Origin of the sequence: Lysinibacillus sp. FSL L8-0126, from assembly GCF_038630385.1 — a bacterium.
Lineage (GTDB): Bacteria > Bacillota > Bacilli > Bacillales_A > Planococcaceae > Lysinibacillus > Lysinibacillus fusiformis_D.
Window position 1 is genome coordinate 3,927,520 of sequence record NZ_CP152028.1, and the last position, 16,157, is coordinate 3,943,676.

The window sequence follows — 16,157 nt, forward strand, 5'->3', positions numbered from 1 at the left end:
TACAATGTAGACGTCTCATCCTAAAAGAAAGTTACAGCAAGAAAAATTTTAAAAATGTATCTTTATTCAGTTTTTGTTTAACAAAAACTATTGAAAGAACGCCAAACCTTGATTTAATAATGTTTATAGACTATGGAACATATTTCATGCTATACTAGAGCCATTGTAGCTTTGCCAGTAGGTATTGTATTATCAAATGAATCGTTTATCGAAACAAATTCAACACCCTTTTCCTTGAGTTGCTCTGTTAATGTGTATAGCTCTTTGGTGCTTCTTGCTAAACGATCAAGCTTAAATACCACTAAAACATCTCCATTTGTCGCTGCTTTCATTGCATGTTTAAGTTCTTCTCTTTCTTCTTTACGACTAGAAATCTTTTCAACATACATAAGTAGTTCTAAATTTTTTCCTTTAGCGTATTTGCTCTTGCATATCTAAATTTTGATCTTCATTACTTACACGGTTATAACCAATAACTCTTCCCATCATACCCCTCTATTCCATTTACTTATACGTTTTATAGACGAAAACAATATAAAAACAGAGTGTAAACGTTAACTTACACTCCGTCTTCAAATCGTCTACTAAACTACGAGCTTAGACTTCCTTCAGTATTAAATACAATATAAAGATTAATAAAGATACTATGCCAATCTCATATACTATTCGCATAATATCAAGCTCATAAATTGGATAATACTCATCAACTTGGAATTCCTTCGTGTGTAATTGCCATAAAGGAACATACCTTTTATCATAGAATTCAAGATGAGGCCCCCACTTTAATGACACAGGTACGAACAATATACCAATGCAAAAAATTATTATGAAATAGCCAGAAAGTAAAATTTTTTTCAACAACACCAAACTCTTTCCTGTATATTTTATTATTTACATAATATACCTTAAAAGTATATTATAATATGAGTGAAATACAAAAAGGAGGGATAGAATGTTAAAAAAACTTTTGGTTCATTATTTTTAGCGTCTATTTTTTGTTTTTCAATAGTTCCAACATCTTTTGGGAATACCTCTTCATCCGATTGTAAGATAGATGGTATGAATTCCAAAATAGTCGGCAGTTTTTTGTATTACTAATTCGTCATGTTTTTCAGGAATATAGTTTTCACCAAAATTTGTTAAACTATTAAACTCACTTTGACCATAGTCATATACTTCTTTAGCAGTTAAACTTATTTCTGGATTAACGTATTCAGTAGCATATCTTTCTGAGGCAGGAACATCTTGACTTGTCCTTTCTATTTCTACATTATTTAGTTTATTAATTGTTTTTTTCCCATCACTATACTTACTGTATGCACCATACACAAGATATGTAGTTCCACAAGCAACTATAAATAATAGTCCAGCTATAGTTATTAAAAATTCAGGTTTTATAAAGCTTCCTAAAATACAAAATATTAACTAAAATAACTATATCATACAAAGGAGTATTTCCCTATAAATGTTCTATAAGAATGGATCTATATATTTAATATTTATAAAGATGAATTTTATATTGATACATTTCAGCTATTTTTTTCAATTTTTAAGTAAAATTAGTGTAGAAACATTTTATAATCTATCGTTATCTTTCAAATTCCCAAAAAGAAAGGAGCTTCAAACCAATATAAAAAAGAGAACCTTAAAAAGGCTCCCAGTGAATTCAATTTCATTTCAATATTTTATTTCAATAATCTAATTACAAATTCAATAGCATTTTTTATAACGCTTGCCTAATACATATATTCATTCATTTCATACTCATAATAATATCAGGAGCCGAACCCGCGTCCAGAAACTCAAATACTTCAGCTTCTACGCGTGTAATTTGCCTATTTACGATTCACGTAACATTATGCCGACACTAACTGCTGCAAGCGATTGAGAACTTTCATACTTATCTATTTAACGATTTTCTCCACTAGGGAGTATTACACATTTACGAACTTGGTTCAAAGACCTTACTGATTCCATTGTATATCATTTGTTTATTAAATGAAATCGTTTCGTGAACTACTTCATTTGGTGGTGTGAGTATAACAGGTCACATATTACTAGAAAGATAACCTATCGTATTATCGGAAACTACGCCCCCTAACAGAAGCTCCAATCAATACTAGAATCAACCTATAAGTTCATCAAAAATCGAATCAACCTCACTCTTAGAAATACTTTATATTTCTTTCCGTAATTTAAAATGATCCGTTAGCTAATTTAATAGTTCATTAGATATTTAATATACTTAAATATTGGAATATATATCTAGATAAAACATCATTAAATTGATATTATGATTTATATACGTAAAATACTATATAATTCTATTTTTTACAATGAATATTTGAAAAACCATTTGAAAAAGGATGTTCTTTATGAGAATTAGACATAATATTTCATCATTAAACACTAAAAACAAGTTAGAAATTAATAGAGAAAAAACTAAAAAAAGCTTAGAAAAGTTATCTTCAGGATTTAAAATTAATCGAGCTGGGGATGATGCAGCTGGTCTTGCTATTTCTGAAAAGATGAGAGGACAAATTCGTGGATTGAATATGGCTGGAAAGAATATTCAAGATGGTATTTCTCTCATTCAGACAGCCGAAAGCGGTTTGAGTAATATTCAAGACCCCAACCTTCAACGACTTAGAGAACTTGCTATACAATCTTCTAACGACTCTTTGACAGATGCCGATAGACAACTTATTCAAAAAGAAGTTGAACAGATTAAGCAAGGTATTAATGATATTGCTAATAATACTGAATTTAATGGGATTAACTTATTAAATAGTACTGTAGAGTCAACTCAAGATACAAAAGAAGCAGGTTATGAGTGGGAAGTTTTTGAAACTGGTTTTTCTAAACCAATATCTGGGGTAGTAAAATATGGAGAAAAATATCTTGCCACAGGGGCAGATGGAAATATCTTATCATCTCTAGACGGAGTTAATTGGGACATTATAAATGTTGGTGTCACTCGTGATTTCTATGATATTATTTCAAACGGTTCGCAACTTGTTGCTTTTGGTCATGGAATTCTTTTCATCTCAAATGACGGTATAAATTGGAACAAACAGAATCCTCCTATGCTTGAAGGATATTCTAATTATCAAATAAATAACGGAATTTGGGACGGTAGCGAGTTTAAGTTAGTTACTGATAAAGGACATACATTATCATCAGCAGATGGTATAAATTGGATTGAATCTCCTATAGCTAATGGAGGTTTTTTTAAAGACATAACTTACAATGGAAATATTTATGTTTCTGTAGGGAATAATGGTAATCTAGCAACTTCAAATGATGGTATAAGTTGGATTCAACGTGATTCGAAAACTACAGAAGATTTAAACGGAATTGAATGGTTAGATAATAAATTTGTAGCAGTGGGATTAAATGGTACTTTAGTCTCTTCAGTAGACGGTATTAATTGGAATCTAGAGACACCTCTAGATACATATCGTTTTGATACAATCTCAAAAAGTAATAATTCTTTTATTATTGGAGGACTTGGCTTAGGTTCACAGAAAAACTTTTATATTTCTTCAGATGGGGAAAAATGGGAAAGTTTAGACGTAATCAATAACTCGACATTATTAGATATTGAATATAATAGTGCTAATAATGAATTTATTGCTACTACATATGACGGGAAATTCTTACTCTCAAAAGCTCGCTATCATACAAATGATTCATTAGATAAAATTATTTTACAGATTGGTGCAAACTATGGGGAAGGGTTCGCTATTGATCTTTCTGATGTTAGAACTACAAAACTAGGTATAGATAATATTGACCTTTCAACAAGGTCAGGTGCAGAAACTGCAATTTCAAAGATTGATGTAGCTATAGCGAAAGTATCTTCAGAACGAGGTAAATTTGGAGCATATCAAAATCGACTTGAACATAACTATAGTAATGTAATGAATACATCTGAAAATCTTCAATCAGCTGAATCTCGTATTCGTAATGCCGATATAGCGAAAGAAATGATGAATTTTACTAAAAATAATATTTTGATGCAAGCATCACAAGCAATGCTTGCTCAAGCCAATGAGCAACCAAATAGCGTATTGCAATTACTTCAATAATAGAAGAGGGTTTTTAGAATAGCCCTCTTTTATTAATCAATAAATTAATAATAAAAGAATGATTTTATATCTTCTTGTCTATTACAAAGAGGACTTGATATCCAGATCCTATTTTCATATCAAATATTTCTCCCATTAAATTGTTATAATGGTAATTATATTTCTACACCATATTTTCATTCAATTGCAACATCTACTATTTTAATGTCTTAGTAAAATAAAATATCATACAGATTTTCAATATCTTTCTTAGCATTATCATTATAAATTCCTCTTAAATTCTACTCATTTAAGAAGTTAAAACTAAATGTATCCGAATAGATATCTCCAATAAGTTCATAATCTTGCTTATAATACTCGACACCACTAAACCTTCTAAATTTACCAAGTGAAATAAATATAATCTTTCTCACTCCCGCTTTTAGAAGTAAGTTCCTTGCCGTTTCAAAAGAGGTTCCATTAGTTAAATAATCGTCGATAATACATACCGTCTTTCCCTTAAGTTTATTCCCTTTTTTAAAATACGGATTCAACTTTATACTTGTGAGATGTCTGTCACAATACAGTCTTTCATTGTTGTCTCTTATAGTATGACTTTTTACTAACCTAGTATGTCTTACTAATATATTTTCTTTTTGCTTTTTCCCCATTAAAATTCTAGCTCTTTCCTTTACAGCAAATAAATCATCATTATATGTACCCGAAGACGAAGGCATTACGCCCCAAATATCAACATCCTTAAATTCTTCAGTATAAATAAGTGATGCTAAAAAATGATAATCCAAAGCTGCAAAGTATTTACCCTTCCCATATTTAAGCAGACTTCGGAAACCTTCTACAATAGTTCTTTCATCAGCAGTAACATTACCTTTCGTGTTTGCAGGTCAACATCAATTTCAAGATATCGCTCTGTAACTACTAACGAACTACGACCCAAAGCTTTACTTATAACTGCTACATTAACCCCTTTACGACATAGATTCGTTGCATAACTTCTACGAATGTTGTGTGGTTTGATAGTTTTTTAGACCATATTTTTTAGCATAATGGTATAGACGTTTAGATATGGCATTATTATGAGCATAAGGATTTAAAGTGGTTTTACCTGACTTTGTAATAAAAACGTAGTCATTCTTTTCTTTATAGCGTTTTCGTACTACATCATTTTGCTGAATTAACCTTTTTAATAATGCGAATAATTCATCATCTAACGGTAACTTCAATACTTTGTGATTCTTCATGATATCACCAGATAAAACTAGCATTTTATCCTCAAAATTAATATGCTCCTCTTTTAAACTTGCTAAAGTATTTATCCTAGTACCTGTCCTATAAAGTAAAAGCACAACAATAGCATCTCTAAAACGATTAATGTTGTTGTATCAATTACTGATAATAAAATCTCTAGCTCCTTTTCTTGTGCTAATTGCTTCGTTTTTTTATCTACTTTAATTTTAATGTCTTTCCAAAATTTCTCTTTAATCCAACCGTTCTCATAAAACCTTGTAAAAATTGCTGAAATAAATCTAAATCTATTCGCTTTTGTTGTATTATCTAAACCATTAAGCGACTCTAACCATTCTATAAGCCCCTCTTTATTAATGTCGTCCACTGTCTTAAGTTTTAATAACTCTACATATTTATTTATGGTGTGATTATATGTTAACAAGGTTTTATGCCTTAGTCCTTGCAGCTTCATTTGACGGTTAACTATTTCGATTGCTTGTCTTATGGACAATGGATTAGGCTTTTGCACTTTTACCTCTTCCTCAGCTTGCAAAGTTTTTAAATTTGCCTTAAAAACTACATCATCTATTCTTAATTCTTTTATCTTCTTAGTTATTTAACATCTTCCCTTCAATAAAAATTAGAGGTAAAACATTTTTATTTACTACCCTGTTCTTTACCTTAGAAACGTTTAAATACAAATGGAACATTTTGATCAATCTATTTTTTACATTACTCCCCGTACCTCTTTCACTCGTTCAATACATTCACATTCCGCCAAACCTTGATTTAATAATGTTTATAGACTATGGAACATATTTCATGCTATACTAGAGCCATTGTGAAAAAAGGAGGAACTTGCATGATTCAAGTTAGTAATGTAGGTCTTCGCTATGGCGATCGTAAACTATTTGAAGACGTAAATATAAAATTCACACCAGGAAATTGCTACGGTTTAATTGGGGCAAATGGTGCTGGTAAATCAACATTTTTAAAAATCCTTTCTGGTGAAATTGAAGCCCAAGAAGGTAACGTATCAATGGGCAAGGACGAACGTTTATCTGTCCTAAAACAAAACCACTTTGAATACGATGAGCATACAGTGCTCGACACAGTTATTATGGGGAATAAACGCCTCTATGATGTAAAAACGGAAAAAGACGCTATCTATGCAAAGGAAGACTTCTCAGATGAAGATGGCATGCGTGCAGCCGAGCTAGAAGGTGAATTTGCCGAGCTAAACGGTTGGGAAGCTGAATCAGAAGCTGCAACATTATTAAACGGTTTAGGTATCTCAGATGATCTTCATTACATGCTAATGGGCGATCTTGAAGGTTCTGACAAAGTCAAAGTTTTACTTGCACAGGCACTATTTGGTCAGCCTGATGTCCTTTTACTCGATGAGCCTACCAACCACCTTGACTTAAAGGCAATTCAATGGTTAGAGGAATTCCTGATTAACTTTGAAAATACAGTCATCGTAGTATCCCATGACCGTCACTTCTTAAACAAAGTATGTACACATATTGCGGATTTGGACTTCTCTAAAATCCAATTATATGTAGGTAACTATGATTTTTGGTATGAATCTTCTCAATTAGCGCAAAAAATGGCGCAAGATCAAAATTCGAAAAAAGAAGAAAAAATTAAAGAATTACAAGCGTTTATCGCACGCTTCTCTGCGAATGCTTCTAAATCAAAACAAGCAACATCTCGTAAAAAAATGCTGGATAAAATTGAGCTCGATGATATTAAGCCATCAAGCCGTAAATATCCATTTATCAACTTCCAAATCGGTCGTGAAATCGGTAATGATGTACTGACAGTAGAAGATTTGACAGCAAGTCATGAAGGCGCAACATTATTCAAAGACATTCGCTTCTCTATGAACAAAGAAGACAAAATCGTTTTACTTGGTAGCCCAATGGCGAAAACAGCCCTTCTTGATATCTTAATGGAAGAAAAAGAAGCAGATGCTGGATCATTTAAATGGGGTGTCACAACATCTCAAAGCTACTTCGAAAACGATCATGACAAGTACTTTGAAGGTTCTGAGAAAACATTAGTGGAATGGCTACGTCAATATTCTCCAGACGATGAAACAGAAAGCTTCCTACGTGGATTCTTAGGACGTATGCTATTCTCTGGTGAAGAAGTGAAAAAATCCCCTGCTGTTCTATCAGGAGGCGAAAAAGTTCGTTGTATGTTATCAAAAATGATGCTTGCGACAGCAAACGTGATTTTACTTGATGAACCAACGAACCACCTTGACCTTGAATCCATTCAAGCATTGAACGAAGGCTTAATTCGTTTCAAAGGTGCCATGATTTTCACATCACATGACCATCAGTTTATCCAAACAATCGCCAACCGTGTCATCGAAATCCGTGAAGACGGCTCAATTTTAGATAAACAATTAACATATGATGAATTCTTAGAGTGGAAAGACAGCCAAGGCTTAAGCTAATTTCTACCAAAAATCCTCTACCAGCATTAGGTAGAGGATTTTTTTGTAGCGGATGCTGTCATAATTTATAGAATGCTATTAAGATACAAAAGATGATTTAGGAGGGGCAAAATTGCAATTATTTCGGATGTACACGGAAATAAAACAGCATTAGAGGCAGTGGTAAAGGACATTTGATTAAGAAAGATTGAAAGAATTTTTTGTTTAGGTGATAATAACTAGTTTTGATCGAAATCTTGAAAAGCCCCTGATACATCCACTCCCCCACGACATGGAGATTTGCTTGTTCTGCTGATAATTCTCTACCTCTTCCAATTTCCATAATATAGCTTTTGATTGATTTATTATAAGAAAAGCTTATTGAAACGATTTCTTAGGAGGGGCAAAAATAAAAGAATGGTAAGAAGCTGGATGCTCCTACCATTCTTTTCATCCACGATTACTCGATTTTTATTCCTCCACCTTTTTAAACGCTAGTACGGCATTATGACCTCCAAAGCCAAAACCATTGGATAACGCAATATTGACAGGTTGTTGCAGTGCCTTGTTCGGCACATAGTTTAAATCACACTCTGGATCTGGTGTTTCGTAATTAATGGTTGGCGGAATGATGCCTTCCATTATACTTTTCAATGTAACAATGGCTTCGATGCCCCCAGCCGCTCCAAAGAGATGCCCTGTCATCGATTTTGTAGAGCTCACCTTTAAGTGATAGGCATGTTCACCAAAGACACTTTTAATTGCCTTTGTTTCGGATTTATCGCCCTCTGGTGTACTAGTACCATGCGCATTAATGTAATCGACAGTCGATACATCTATATCGCCCATTTTTAAGGCTAATTTCATCGCATTGGCAGCGCCCGTATAATCAGGTGCTGTAATGTGGTAAGCATCTGTTGTGACACCATAGCCTACAATCTCACCAAGAATCGTTGCGCCCCTTTGTTTGGCATGTTCATATTCCTCTAAGAATACGATGCCAGCTCCTTCTGACATGACAAAGCCATCTCGCTCACTGTCGAAGGGACGGCTTGCTTTTGCTGGCTCATCATTTCTGGTGGACATTGCTTTCATTCGTGAGAAACCTGCAAAGCTAAGTGGATTGATGGGCGCCTCTGCTCCACCTGCTAAAATGCCATCCGCATAGCCATGTCGTATAGCTAAGAAGGCTTCTCCAATCGCTTGGTTTCCTGTTGCACAGGCTGAGACAGGTGAAAAGCTTGGCCCTTTAAAGCCCGTTTGTATCGCTAGTATTCCCGCGGCCATATTGCTAATCATCATTGGCACCATGAATGGGGACACCCTTCTAGGCCCATTATCGAGCATTGCCTGATGATTCTCTAAAATCGTCTCAATACCACCAATGCCTGAGCCAACATAAACACCTAGACGCTCCTTATCGATCTGCTCCATATTTAAATTGGCTTGCTCTAAAGCTTGTTGAGAAGCGGCAACTGCATATTGCACAAATAAATCATACTTACTGATTTCTTTTTTATCCATATACTGTGTTGCGTCAAAATCTGTAATCGTCCCTGCAATTTGCGTATTAATACCGCTGAATTGCTCTCCTTGAATTTTTTGAATTCCTGATTTCCCAGTTTTTATATTCTCCCATAGGGCTGAAACTGTATTCCCTAATGGAGATACAACACCATATCCAGTCACAACGACTCTTCGTACCATGCACATCTCTCCTTCTTATTTAGAAAATTATTTTAATAACGCCTTTAATTGCTCCAGCATTTTTACAAAAAAGGCTTCTCCTAAAACGCGTTTATATTGTAACGCACCCTTTGTACTAGAAATAAGCAATATGGCTAGAGACTCTAAATCATCCGTCGCTTGGAGTGCACCCTGTTGTTTGGCTTCCTTCAATAGGGCTATAAAAACATCGATTTCCATTTGACTAAGCTGTTGTAGCTTGTCTTGCATCCGTTGTGGTAATTCTTGATAATCTGCCTGTAAAGCTGAAATAGGACAAACACCCTCTTTTTCTAGGCATTTTACTCGTTGCAAAATAAAAGCAAAAGGTTTTTCCTCCACTGGTATAGCGGAATCTTGAATCGTTTTATACGTCCCTTCTAGCCCTTGTTGAATCCTTTCGCAAACCGCAACTCCTAAGTCTCCTTTCTTTTCAAAATGATAATGAATACTTGCCTTCGTAACGCCAAGCTCTTTAGCTAAATGGTCATAACTAAATGATGTGAAACCTTTTTCCTGAATATGCTTCAATGATAATTCTATAATTTGCGTTTTTCTATTTGTCATGGTTTTATACTAACTTACTAGTAGGTAAGTGTCAATTTTTAGAAATACAGCAGATAAATGATTTATCTGCCGCTTGCATAATTATTGCATTTCTTTTGTTGGTCCCATCACACCAGGTACTGGTAAACCAGCTTGACGTAGCAGAACCGTCATTTGTCCACGATGATGTGTTTGATGGTCGATCAATACACGTAATAAAGCCCCTTTTGGCATTGGCGCTGTAAAGCCATCGACTACCTCTAGTAAATCTTCGTTAGAAAGCTTTGCCACTTCCTCTTTAATACCGTTGGCAATATTTTCATAGGCTGTCACAATGTCAGCAGCTGTCGTTGGTACGGGATCTTCTTGTCGAATCGTTGGCACCTTTAAGCCTGCCAGATAACTAAAATAGCCTGCAGCCCCAACTAAATGCCAGCCTAGCCAGCCAAGTGTACTGTGGCCCTCCACAATATTTTGATTTAGCTTATCATCTGTTAGAGCCTGTAATACTTGCAGTGTTCCTTTAGATGCATTCGACCATTCCTGTAAAAAATCATCAATTTGTCTATACATATCTTTGCCCCCCACTCTTCAACTTCATTTCTATCATAGTTAATTTTCCCATGGGAGACAAGTTTCTGATTATAGTTTACATAATATAATTATTTATATTAACCTCATATCACTCGTATAACGTCTCGCATTCACGTATAATGAAAGAAAATAGCGAAGGAGTATGCCTATGAGACACTTTGTCCTAGTATTTTCTCTTGCATTTTTACTCACCGGTTGTAATGAAGAAGGAAATGTAGAGCCCACGCCAACTGCGGAGGACAAACAGCCTGTTGAGCAGAAACAAACATCGCTTCTCTCCTATTTTCCAGCTGATGGGTCTACGGCCTATTTTCAAGGAGAAGGAAATGAGTTTGCTAGCTTCACACTGCGTACAACCTATCTCGATCCACAGCATATTGCACAAATAGAGGATAATGGTGGTGTGACTCTCTTAAAAATCTATCGCATAACGGATACAAATATTGATCTTGTCTATCGGGAACCAGTTGACAGCAATCCAAGTTTGCCAAGTGCAGCAGAGGCAGCTTCTTATCCTGTACTGGAAACAATTCTTCAAAAGCCATTACAAGTTGGGACAAGTTTTCAAGGCTGGACCATTCAATCAACGACCGCCACTGTTGATACAGGAACAAACATTTACCAAGATGTGATCCAGCTAACCCGCTCTAAAGATCAAATGACGACGACCAAATATTTTGTGAAAGATATAGGCCTAATTCGCATAGAGGATACGATGGTGACAGATCAAGATGAACCATTTGTTGTAACATCCACCTTGCAAAAAATAGAATAGTTTGATGATAACAGGCGTCCAGCTTGGGCACCTGTTATTTTAGCTTAGGGGGTCTTATATGAGTGACATACATAATGCAACATCCAAGCAAGAAGAATTGACGGAAGAAGAATTCATTGAACTCGTACTCGAAGAACAACAAAAAGCATTAGCACAAGAACGAGAAGAACGGCTTCATGGAAAAAAGCCCAAAAAACAAAAACCTCTTGTGCGCTGGATGGTGTGGGGCATGGCAATGGTCCTATTTTTCAATACATTCGCCTTGGTTTTTCAAATTTATTCCATTCCAGCGATTGAATTCATCAAAGTTTCAACCCGGCTCTCGGCACAAGAGGATATACAAACCTATAAAAAGGCAGTCGTTGAAATCTCGACTGGCTCTAGCAAAGGCACTGGTTTTGCCATTTCTCCTGACGGGCTTATTGTCACCAATGCCCACGTAGTAGAAGATGCCACTTCATTATCTGTTGTATTTCCAGACGAGGGATTGATGGAGGCAACGTTAATCGAAAGTTATCCAGCAGTAGATTTAGCTCTAGTACAAGTGGAGGCCGAGCAACTCCCCTATCTCCCACTAGCAGAAGATCCACCTTTTTCTGCGGATGAACATATTTATTTTATTGGTAACCCTCTCGCCTTTACAGGTATTGCGAATGAAGGGACACTACTAGAATCCATTCAATTAGAGGATTGGCAGGAGCCCGTTATGATGCTGAAAGCCCCGGTTTATCGAGGGAATAGTGGTAGCCCTGTAATCGACCAACAGGGGAAGGTCATTGGCATTATCTTTGCGACGATGAAACATGAGCCGATTGGTCGTGTCGGCCTGTTCGTACCCGTTCAACAGCTCCATCATTTACTAGAAGCGCAACATAAAAAATGAACCTGTGGTAAGCAGGTTCATTTTTTCGGGGAATATAGTTTACATAATAATATTATTTATCCTTACTTTCTTGCTTCACAAACTGAGCGATTGGCGATTTCACAGGAATCTTACTGACTACCTCATCACTCACTTCTGCAACTTTTTGTAGCACATGTAACAGCTTATCATCCCCCGTCCAATGCTTTTCCACTACTTCTGGCCCCAATTTATTGATGATCGTATTAATCACAAAAGTCGCCAACACCACATCATCTAAGTAGCCACCAAAGCCTAATAATCCCTCTGGCATTAGATCAATCGGTAGCACAAAATACGCAATAGAAGCCCCTATTAAAGCTCGACTTTTCTTATCTACACCCGCATCGGTTACTGTTTTAATTAATAAATGAAATAAATCAGGCACAAACATTAAATAAGGCGCAAATTTATTCTTTTTCCCCTTCTTCGATCCAAGAAAAGCTACTAATTTCATACGCAACTTCTGATAAAAATCTTGCTGCTCCTGTTCCTCAGGCAATTTTTCTACATTCTGCAAATCCATCTGCCTCCTTCATTATTACAAACAATCTAGAATTTTTTCCATGGTATTCGCTACTATTAAGTGCAGTCTTTTCTCTACTAGCTCGGTTGCCCTTCAATTTTGCGGGCTATCCTTCGCTTTGTGTGGTCTATCCGCTACTTTCATAAAGCTATCCTTCGCTTTACGCAGTCTATCCGCTACTTTTGCTATTCTATCCACCGCTTTGCTCAGATGCTCTCCATTTTTGCGGGCTATCCTTTGCTTTGAAGATTCTATCCACTACTTTCATAAAGCTATCCTTCGCTTTACGCAGTCTATCCGCTACTTTTGCTATCCTATCCACCTCTTTGCTCAGTTGCCCTCCAATTTTGCGAGCTATCCTTCACTTTACAGATTCTATCCACTACTTTCATAAAGCTATCCTTCGCTTTACGCAGTCTATCCGCTACTTTTGCTATTCTATCCACCGCTTTGCTCGGATGCTCTCCATTTTTGCGAGTTATCCTTCACTTTACAGATTCTATCCACTACTTTCATAAAGCTATCCTTCGCTTTACGCAGTCTATCCGCTACTTTTGCTATCCTATCCACCGCTTTGCTCAGATGCTCTCCAATTTTGCGGGCTATCCTTCACTTTGCTCATTCTATCCACTACTCTATATATAACCTAAATAATGATTTGTAATCCCTTAAACTTTTAAATGCTACAAAAAAAGACATCCTATTTGCATAGGATGTCTGGGTTTAACGAAAGTATTTTTTAATTACTGAGAATTAAAGTTTAGTTACGTTAGCAGCTTGTGGTCCGCGGTTGCCATCTACAACTTCGAATTCCACTTTTTGACCTTCGTCAAGTGTTTTGAAACCTTCGCCTTGGATAGCTGAGAAGTGTACGAATACGTCGTTTTCACCTTCAACTTCGATGAATCCAAAACCTTTTTCTGAGTTAAACCATTTTACTGTACCTTGTTTCATTTAAGAAAACCTCCAAAAAATAAAAGTGAACAATATGTAATTTCTTCAAGGAATGAAAAAAATTCACATATTACAAAGAGTACCGAACTAACGCGATCACTTTTTGTAATATGTGAATTCATGTTTCCGGTGAAGCAATTAAATTGTTAACCTAAGTATAACCGCCATTCATAATTTTGTCAAATAAAGAAATTGTTTTTTTACTTTATTTCAAAATCTTTTTACAACTCTTCGATTTTACAGGCAATAATGCCATGATAAACTTGTGCATCGTCATCACAAGCCTCACAATAGAAGCTTTCGTCATCAGACCAAAAAGCCCAATACTGCCCTTCTTTCGTCATTTCATTGTCATGAGAAGAACGAAAGTGTGCTAATTTTTGCTGTAATGCACTTTCAAAAAGCTCCTTCGTTTCAAATGTATCTTGTGTTTGAATAAAAGCTTCCCAGCCTTCAAATTTCCACCAAGGCTCGTAGTCCGCTTTCATGTAAATAATTGTATACATATTTGCCCATTCCTTGCTGTCATTAGATAATTTCATTTTAGCAAACACATCTGAAATGTCTATTAAAACCACCTGAATTATGCTATTATTACCTTATTATACATACTTTTTGGGAGGAATTTTTATGTTTTCAAGTATTCGACCTAAAGCAGAGTTAGAAGAGCTTCTAAAACGTGGTACGGATTTGCATGCAACAGGCCGATTCCATCAAACACTGGCATTCAACCATTTTCATTCACAGGATGAGGAGCATTTGAGGACACTCTATCAAAAGCTAAAAGATATTACCCCCTCCATGAATGCCATTTTTCATCATTATTTAAGCGAGATATCCCCTACCTCTCAATTAACCATTAGTGAAGAAAATATCAATCAATACTTAACACAATTTTTCTTAGCAACACGTGATGATAATTATGTAGACGAAACTGTCAAATTTTTCAATCTATTTCGCAAGCATCAATATGAGCCTGGTAAACTAATTGTCGTATTTAATCAATTCGCATTTTATATTACGACATATATTTTACACAATTTTGGTATCAAGCCGAATAAGGCATTTCAATTTATGAAATCATTCCAATCCGCTGTCAATGTCGATCAAGAATTATTAGTGGAAGTCTTGACGGAACGCATTATTGAAAATGTAGTGGGCGAAGTATCCTCTTTAATGGATGTTAATGCCAAAATTATGTACATGAAAGATTTGGTCTTTAGCTTAGATAAACAAAATGAGGAAATTCAATCCTCCACTGCTGCAACAGAACAGATTGCCGCTTCTATTAATGAGGTAGCGCGTATGTCTTCTCATATATCTGAGAAAACGACTGAATCTGTTGACCATGCAACGCAAGGGAAAAATGCGATTGAGCATGCCTTATCAGAAATTTTTAAAACGGAAGAAACGTTTACTTCTATCGTAGAATCATTTTCAGAATTGCAAAAGCGGGTAAATGATATTGAGCAGGTTGTCACGTTAATCAACCAAATTGCAGATCAGACGAATTTACTTGCTCTCAATGCCTCCATCGAAGCCGCACGTGCAGGTGAACATGGAAAAGGCTTTGCGGTCGTAGCACAAGAAGTACGAAAGCTAGCTGAAAACACGGTCTCTGCTCTAAGCGAAGTATCTGCGAATGTTCATCATTTAAAGAGTTATTCCAATGATGTGTCTCATTCCATTACAGAAACGACAGCCATCATTAAAGAAGCTACTGTCGAGGCAAAAGATTCATTACCATTATTAAATGCCATTGTGCATGCGATTGAAGGCATTAATTTAGATGTTACAAATACAGCAGCCATTTCACAACAACAAGCAGCTGCAATTGATGAAGTCTCTGCGAGAATGATTGAAATTTCAAGTTTGCAGGAAGATATTCGTGATTATAGCCATAATACATCCAGTGACATTCATTTATTAGGGAAAGAAATTAACCGTTTCCGTAATGATATTATTGCCAACAATAATGTGCAGCTTTCATCTATTGCTCTTTTACAATTATCGAAGGCTGATCATATTTTATGGAAATGGCGCATTTATAATATGTTCCTTGGCCTAGAAAAAGTGGAACCAAGCGATGTTTCTTCTCATCGAGATTGCCGACTTGGCAAATGGTACACAGCGCCACGGACAGTAGAACGTTTCGGCCATTTACAGGACTATCATGAGTTGGATGGCTATCATTTACGTGTCCATGAATCAGCGAAGCTTGCTGCAGAAGCCCATAAAGCTGGCCATATCGAGCAAGCCGATGTCCATTTAAAGGAAGTAGATGAGGCATCTAAGCATGTTCTTTATTATATTAATAACTTAATTGCCTATTTAGAAAAAGAACGTGTCATGCAATAAACGGAGAGGCTCAT

The 16,157-nt window shown here is 35.8% G+C and carries 17 protein-coding genes; 5 read left to right on the forward strand and 12 right to left on the reverse strand.

The genetic code is table 11. From position 1 onward, the window contains the following. Positions 1-149 precede the first annotated feature (149 nt). Both MHI34_RS18950 and MHI34_RS18955 read right to left on the reverse strand, forming a co-directional pair. Positions 150-389, reverse strand: a complete 240-nt coding sequence (locus MHI34_RS18950) for a recombinase family protein (protein ID WP_342503796.1) — start codon at positions 387-389, stop codon at positions 150-152. A 646-nt stretch (positions 390-1,035) separates the two neighbouring features. Beyond that, complete coding sequence (locus MHI34_RS18955) at positions 1,036-1,329, reverse strand: hypothetical protein (protein WP_342503797.1); 294 nt, start codon at positions 1,327-1,329, stop codon at positions 1,036-1,038. Positions 1,330-2,375: 1,046 nt separating this feature from the next. On the opposite strand from MHI34_RS18955, the gene MHI34_RS18960 reads away from it, so the two are divergent. Further along, positions 2,376-4,091 carry a flagellin gene (locus MHI34_RS18960; RefSeq protein ID WP_342503798.1) on the forward strand — a complete coding sequence of 572 codons (1,716 nt, stop codon included), beginning with the start codon at positions 2,376-2,378 and terminating at the stop codon, positions 4,089-4,091. A gap of 281 nt (positions 4,092-4,372) precedes the next feature. Here the strand turns inward: MHI34_RS18960 and MHI34_RS18965 are convergent, their stop codons facing one another. From MHI34_RS18965 to MHI34_RS18980, 4 genes are read right to left on the reverse strand one after another with little or no spacing between them, the layout of a single operon-like run. Continuing rightward, positions 4,373-4,876, reverse strand: coding sequence for a phosphoribosyltransferase (locus tag MHI34_RS18965; protein WP_342503799.1), 504 nt, complete (start codon positions 4,874-4,876; stop codon positions 4,373-4,375). 50 nt (positions 4,877-4,926) lie between these two features. Next, a complete protein-coding gene (locus MHI34_RS18970) occupies positions 4,927-5,109 on the reverse strand; it encodes a tyrosine-type recombinase/integrase (RefSeq protein ID WP_342504489.1) in 183 nt (60 codons plus the stop codon). Then, the gene (locus tag MHI34_RS18975) at positions 5,087-5,437 is read right to left on the reverse strand and encodes a tyrosine-type recombinase/integrase (protein ID WP_342503800.1); all 351 of its coding nucleotides are present in this window, start codon (positions 5,435-5,437) and stop codon (positions 5,087-5,089) included. Before MHI34_RS18975 ends, MHI34_RS18970 begins: the two co-directional genes overlap by 23 nt. Then, positions 5,404-5,847 carry a phage integrase N-terminal SAM-like domain-containing protein gene (locus MHI34_RS18980; RefSeq protein ID WP_342503801.1) on the reverse strand — a complete coding sequence of 148 codons (444 nt, stop codon included), beginning with the start codon at positions 5,845-5,847 and terminating at the stop codon, positions 5,404-5,406. Before MHI34_RS18980 ends, MHI34_RS18975 begins: the two co-directional genes overlap by 34 nt. A 333-nt stretch (positions 5,848-6,180) precedes the next feature. Between MHI34_RS18980 and MHI34_RS18985 the strand changes: the two genes are divergently transcribed. Beyond that, entirely contained in the window at positions 6,181-7,785 is a 1,605-nt protein-coding gene (locus MHI34_RS18985) for an ATP-binding cassette domain-containing protein (RefSeq protein WP_036125988.1), read from the forward strand. Positions 7,786-8,235: 450 nt separating this feature from the next. Here MHI34_RS18985 and fabF read toward each other — a convergent pair whose 3' ends face one another. The 3 genes from fabF to MHI34_RS19000 all read right to left on the reverse strand — a co-directional run bounded on the left by fabF (position 8,236) and on the right by MHI34_RS19000 (position 10,608). Next, positions 8,236-9,471 carry a beta-ketoacyl-ACP synthase II gene (gene fabF / locus MHI34_RS18990; RefSeq protein ID WP_089933587.1) on the reverse strand — a complete coding sequence of 412 codons (1,236 nt, stop codon included), beginning with the start codon at positions 9,469-9,471 and terminating at the stop codon, positions 8,236-8,238. A gap of 27 nt (positions 9,472-9,498) precedes the next feature. Then, positions 9,499-10,056, reverse strand: a complete 558-nt coding sequence (locus MHI34_RS18995; RefSeq protein WP_058844428.1) for a TetR/AcrR family transcriptional regulator — start codon at positions 10,054-10,056, stop codon at positions 9,499-9,501. 81 nt (positions 10,057-10,137) lie between these two features. Beyond that, on the reverse strand, positions 10,138-10,608 hold the full coding sequence (locus MHI34_RS19000; protein ID WP_342503802.1) for a DinB family protein: 471 nt from the start codon (positions 10,606-10,608) through the stop codon (positions 10,138-10,140). A 169-nt stretch (positions 10,609-10,777) separates the two neighbouring features. Here MHI34_RS19000 and MHI34_RS19005 point away from each other — a divergent pair, with 169 nt between their 5' ends. Continuing rightward, complete coding sequence (locus tag MHI34_RS19005) at positions 10,778-11,404, forward strand: hypothetical protein (protein WP_342503803.1); 627 nt, start codon at positions 10,778-10,780, stop codon at positions 11,402-11,404. Between the two features lie 58 nt (positions 11,405-11,462). Continuing rightward, complete coding sequence (locus MHI34_RS19010) at positions 11,463-12,287, forward strand: serine protease (RefSeq protein ID WP_342503804.1); 825 nt, start codon at positions 11,463-11,465, stop codon at positions 12,285-12,287. Between the two features lie 52 nt (positions 12,288-12,339). Here the strand turns inward: MHI34_RS19010 and MHI34_RS19015 are convergent, their stop codons facing one another. The 3 genes from MHI34_RS19015 to MHI34_RS19025 form a co-directional block, all read right to left on the reverse strand. Further along, positions 12,340-12,831 (reverse strand): DUF1232 domain-containing protein, encoded by a 492-nt coding sequence (locus MHI34_RS19015; protein ID WP_089933600.1) that lies wholly within the window; start codon positions 12,829-12,831, stop codon positions 12,340-12,342. A gap of 753 nt (positions 12,832-13,584) precedes the next feature. Beyond that, positions 13,585-13,785 (reverse strand): cold-shock protein, encoded by a 201-nt coding sequence (locus MHI34_RS19020; RefSeq protein WP_004230088.1) that lies wholly within the window; start codon positions 13,783-13,785, stop codon positions 13,585-13,587. Between the two features lie 221 nt (positions 13,786-14,006). Beyond that, positions 14,007-14,327, reverse strand: a complete 321-nt coding sequence (locus MHI34_RS19025; RefSeq protein ID WP_342503805.1) for a DUF1033 family protein — start codon at positions 14,325-14,327, stop codon at positions 14,007-14,009. Between the two features lie 88 nt (positions 14,328-14,415). Here MHI34_RS19025 and MHI34_RS19030 point away from each other — a divergent pair, with 88 nt between their 5' ends. Next, positions 14,416-16,143 carry a methyl-accepting chemotaxis protein gene (locus MHI34_RS19030; RefSeq protein ID WP_036126005.1) on the forward strand — a complete coding sequence of 576 codons (1,728 nt, stop codon included), beginning with the start codon at positions 14,416-14,418 and terminating at the stop codon, positions 16,141-16,143. Positions 16,144-16,157: the final 14 nt, after the last annotated feature.

What these genes read in the sequence shown, in the direction of transcription:
- MHI34_RS18950 (WP_342503796.1), bottom strand. Translation starts at nt 389, where the DNA reads ATGTATGTTGAAAAGATTTCTAGTCGTAAAGAAGAAAGAGAAGAACTT.
- MHI34_RS18960 (WP_342503798.1), top strand. Translation starts at nt 2,376, where the DNA reads ATGAGAATTAGACATAATATTTCATCATTAAACACTAAAAACAAGTTA.
- MHI34_RS18985 (WP_036125988.1), top strand. Translation starts at nt 6,181, where the DNA reads ATGATTCAAGTTAGTAATGTAGGTCTTCGCTATGGCGATCGTAAACTA.
- fabF (WP_089933587.1), bottom strand. Translation starts at nt 9,471, where the DNA reads ATGGTACGAAGAGTCGTTGTGACTGGATATGGTGTTGTATCTCCATTA.
- MHI34_RS18995 (WP_058844428.1), bottom strand. Translation starts at nt 10,056, where the DNA reads ATGACAAATAGAAAAACGCAAATTATAGAATTATCATTGAAGCATATT.
- MHI34_RS19000 (WP_342503802.1), bottom strand. Translation starts at nt 10,608, where the DNA reads ATGTATAGACAAATTGATGATTTTTTACAGGAATGGTCGAATGCATCT.
- MHI34_RS19005 (WP_342503803.1), top strand. Translation starts at nt 10,778, where the DNA reads ATGAGACACTTTGTCCTAGTATTTTCTCTTGCATTTTTACTCACCGGT.
- MHI34_RS19010 (WP_342503804.1), top strand. Translation starts at nt 11,463, where the DNA reads ATGAGTGACATACATAATGCAACATCCAAGCAAGAAGAATTGACGGAA.
- MHI34_RS19015 (WP_089933600.1), bottom strand. Translation starts at nt 12,831, where the DNA reads ATGGATTTGCAGAATGTAGAAAAATTGCCTGAGGAACAGGAGCAGCAA.
- MHI34_RS19020 (WP_004230088.1), bottom strand. Translation starts at nt 13,785, where the DNA reads ATGAAACAAGGTACAGTAAAATGGTTTAACTCAGAAAAAGGTTTTGGA.
- MHI34_RS19025 (WP_342503805.1), bottom strand. Translation starts at nt 14,327, where the DNA reads ATGAAATTATCTAATGACAGCAAGGAATGGGCAAATATGTATACAATT.
- MHI34_RS19030 (WP_036126005.1), top strand. Translation starts at nt 14,416, where the DNA reads ATGTTTTCAAGTATTCGACCTAAAGCAGAGTTAGAAGAGCTTCTAAAA.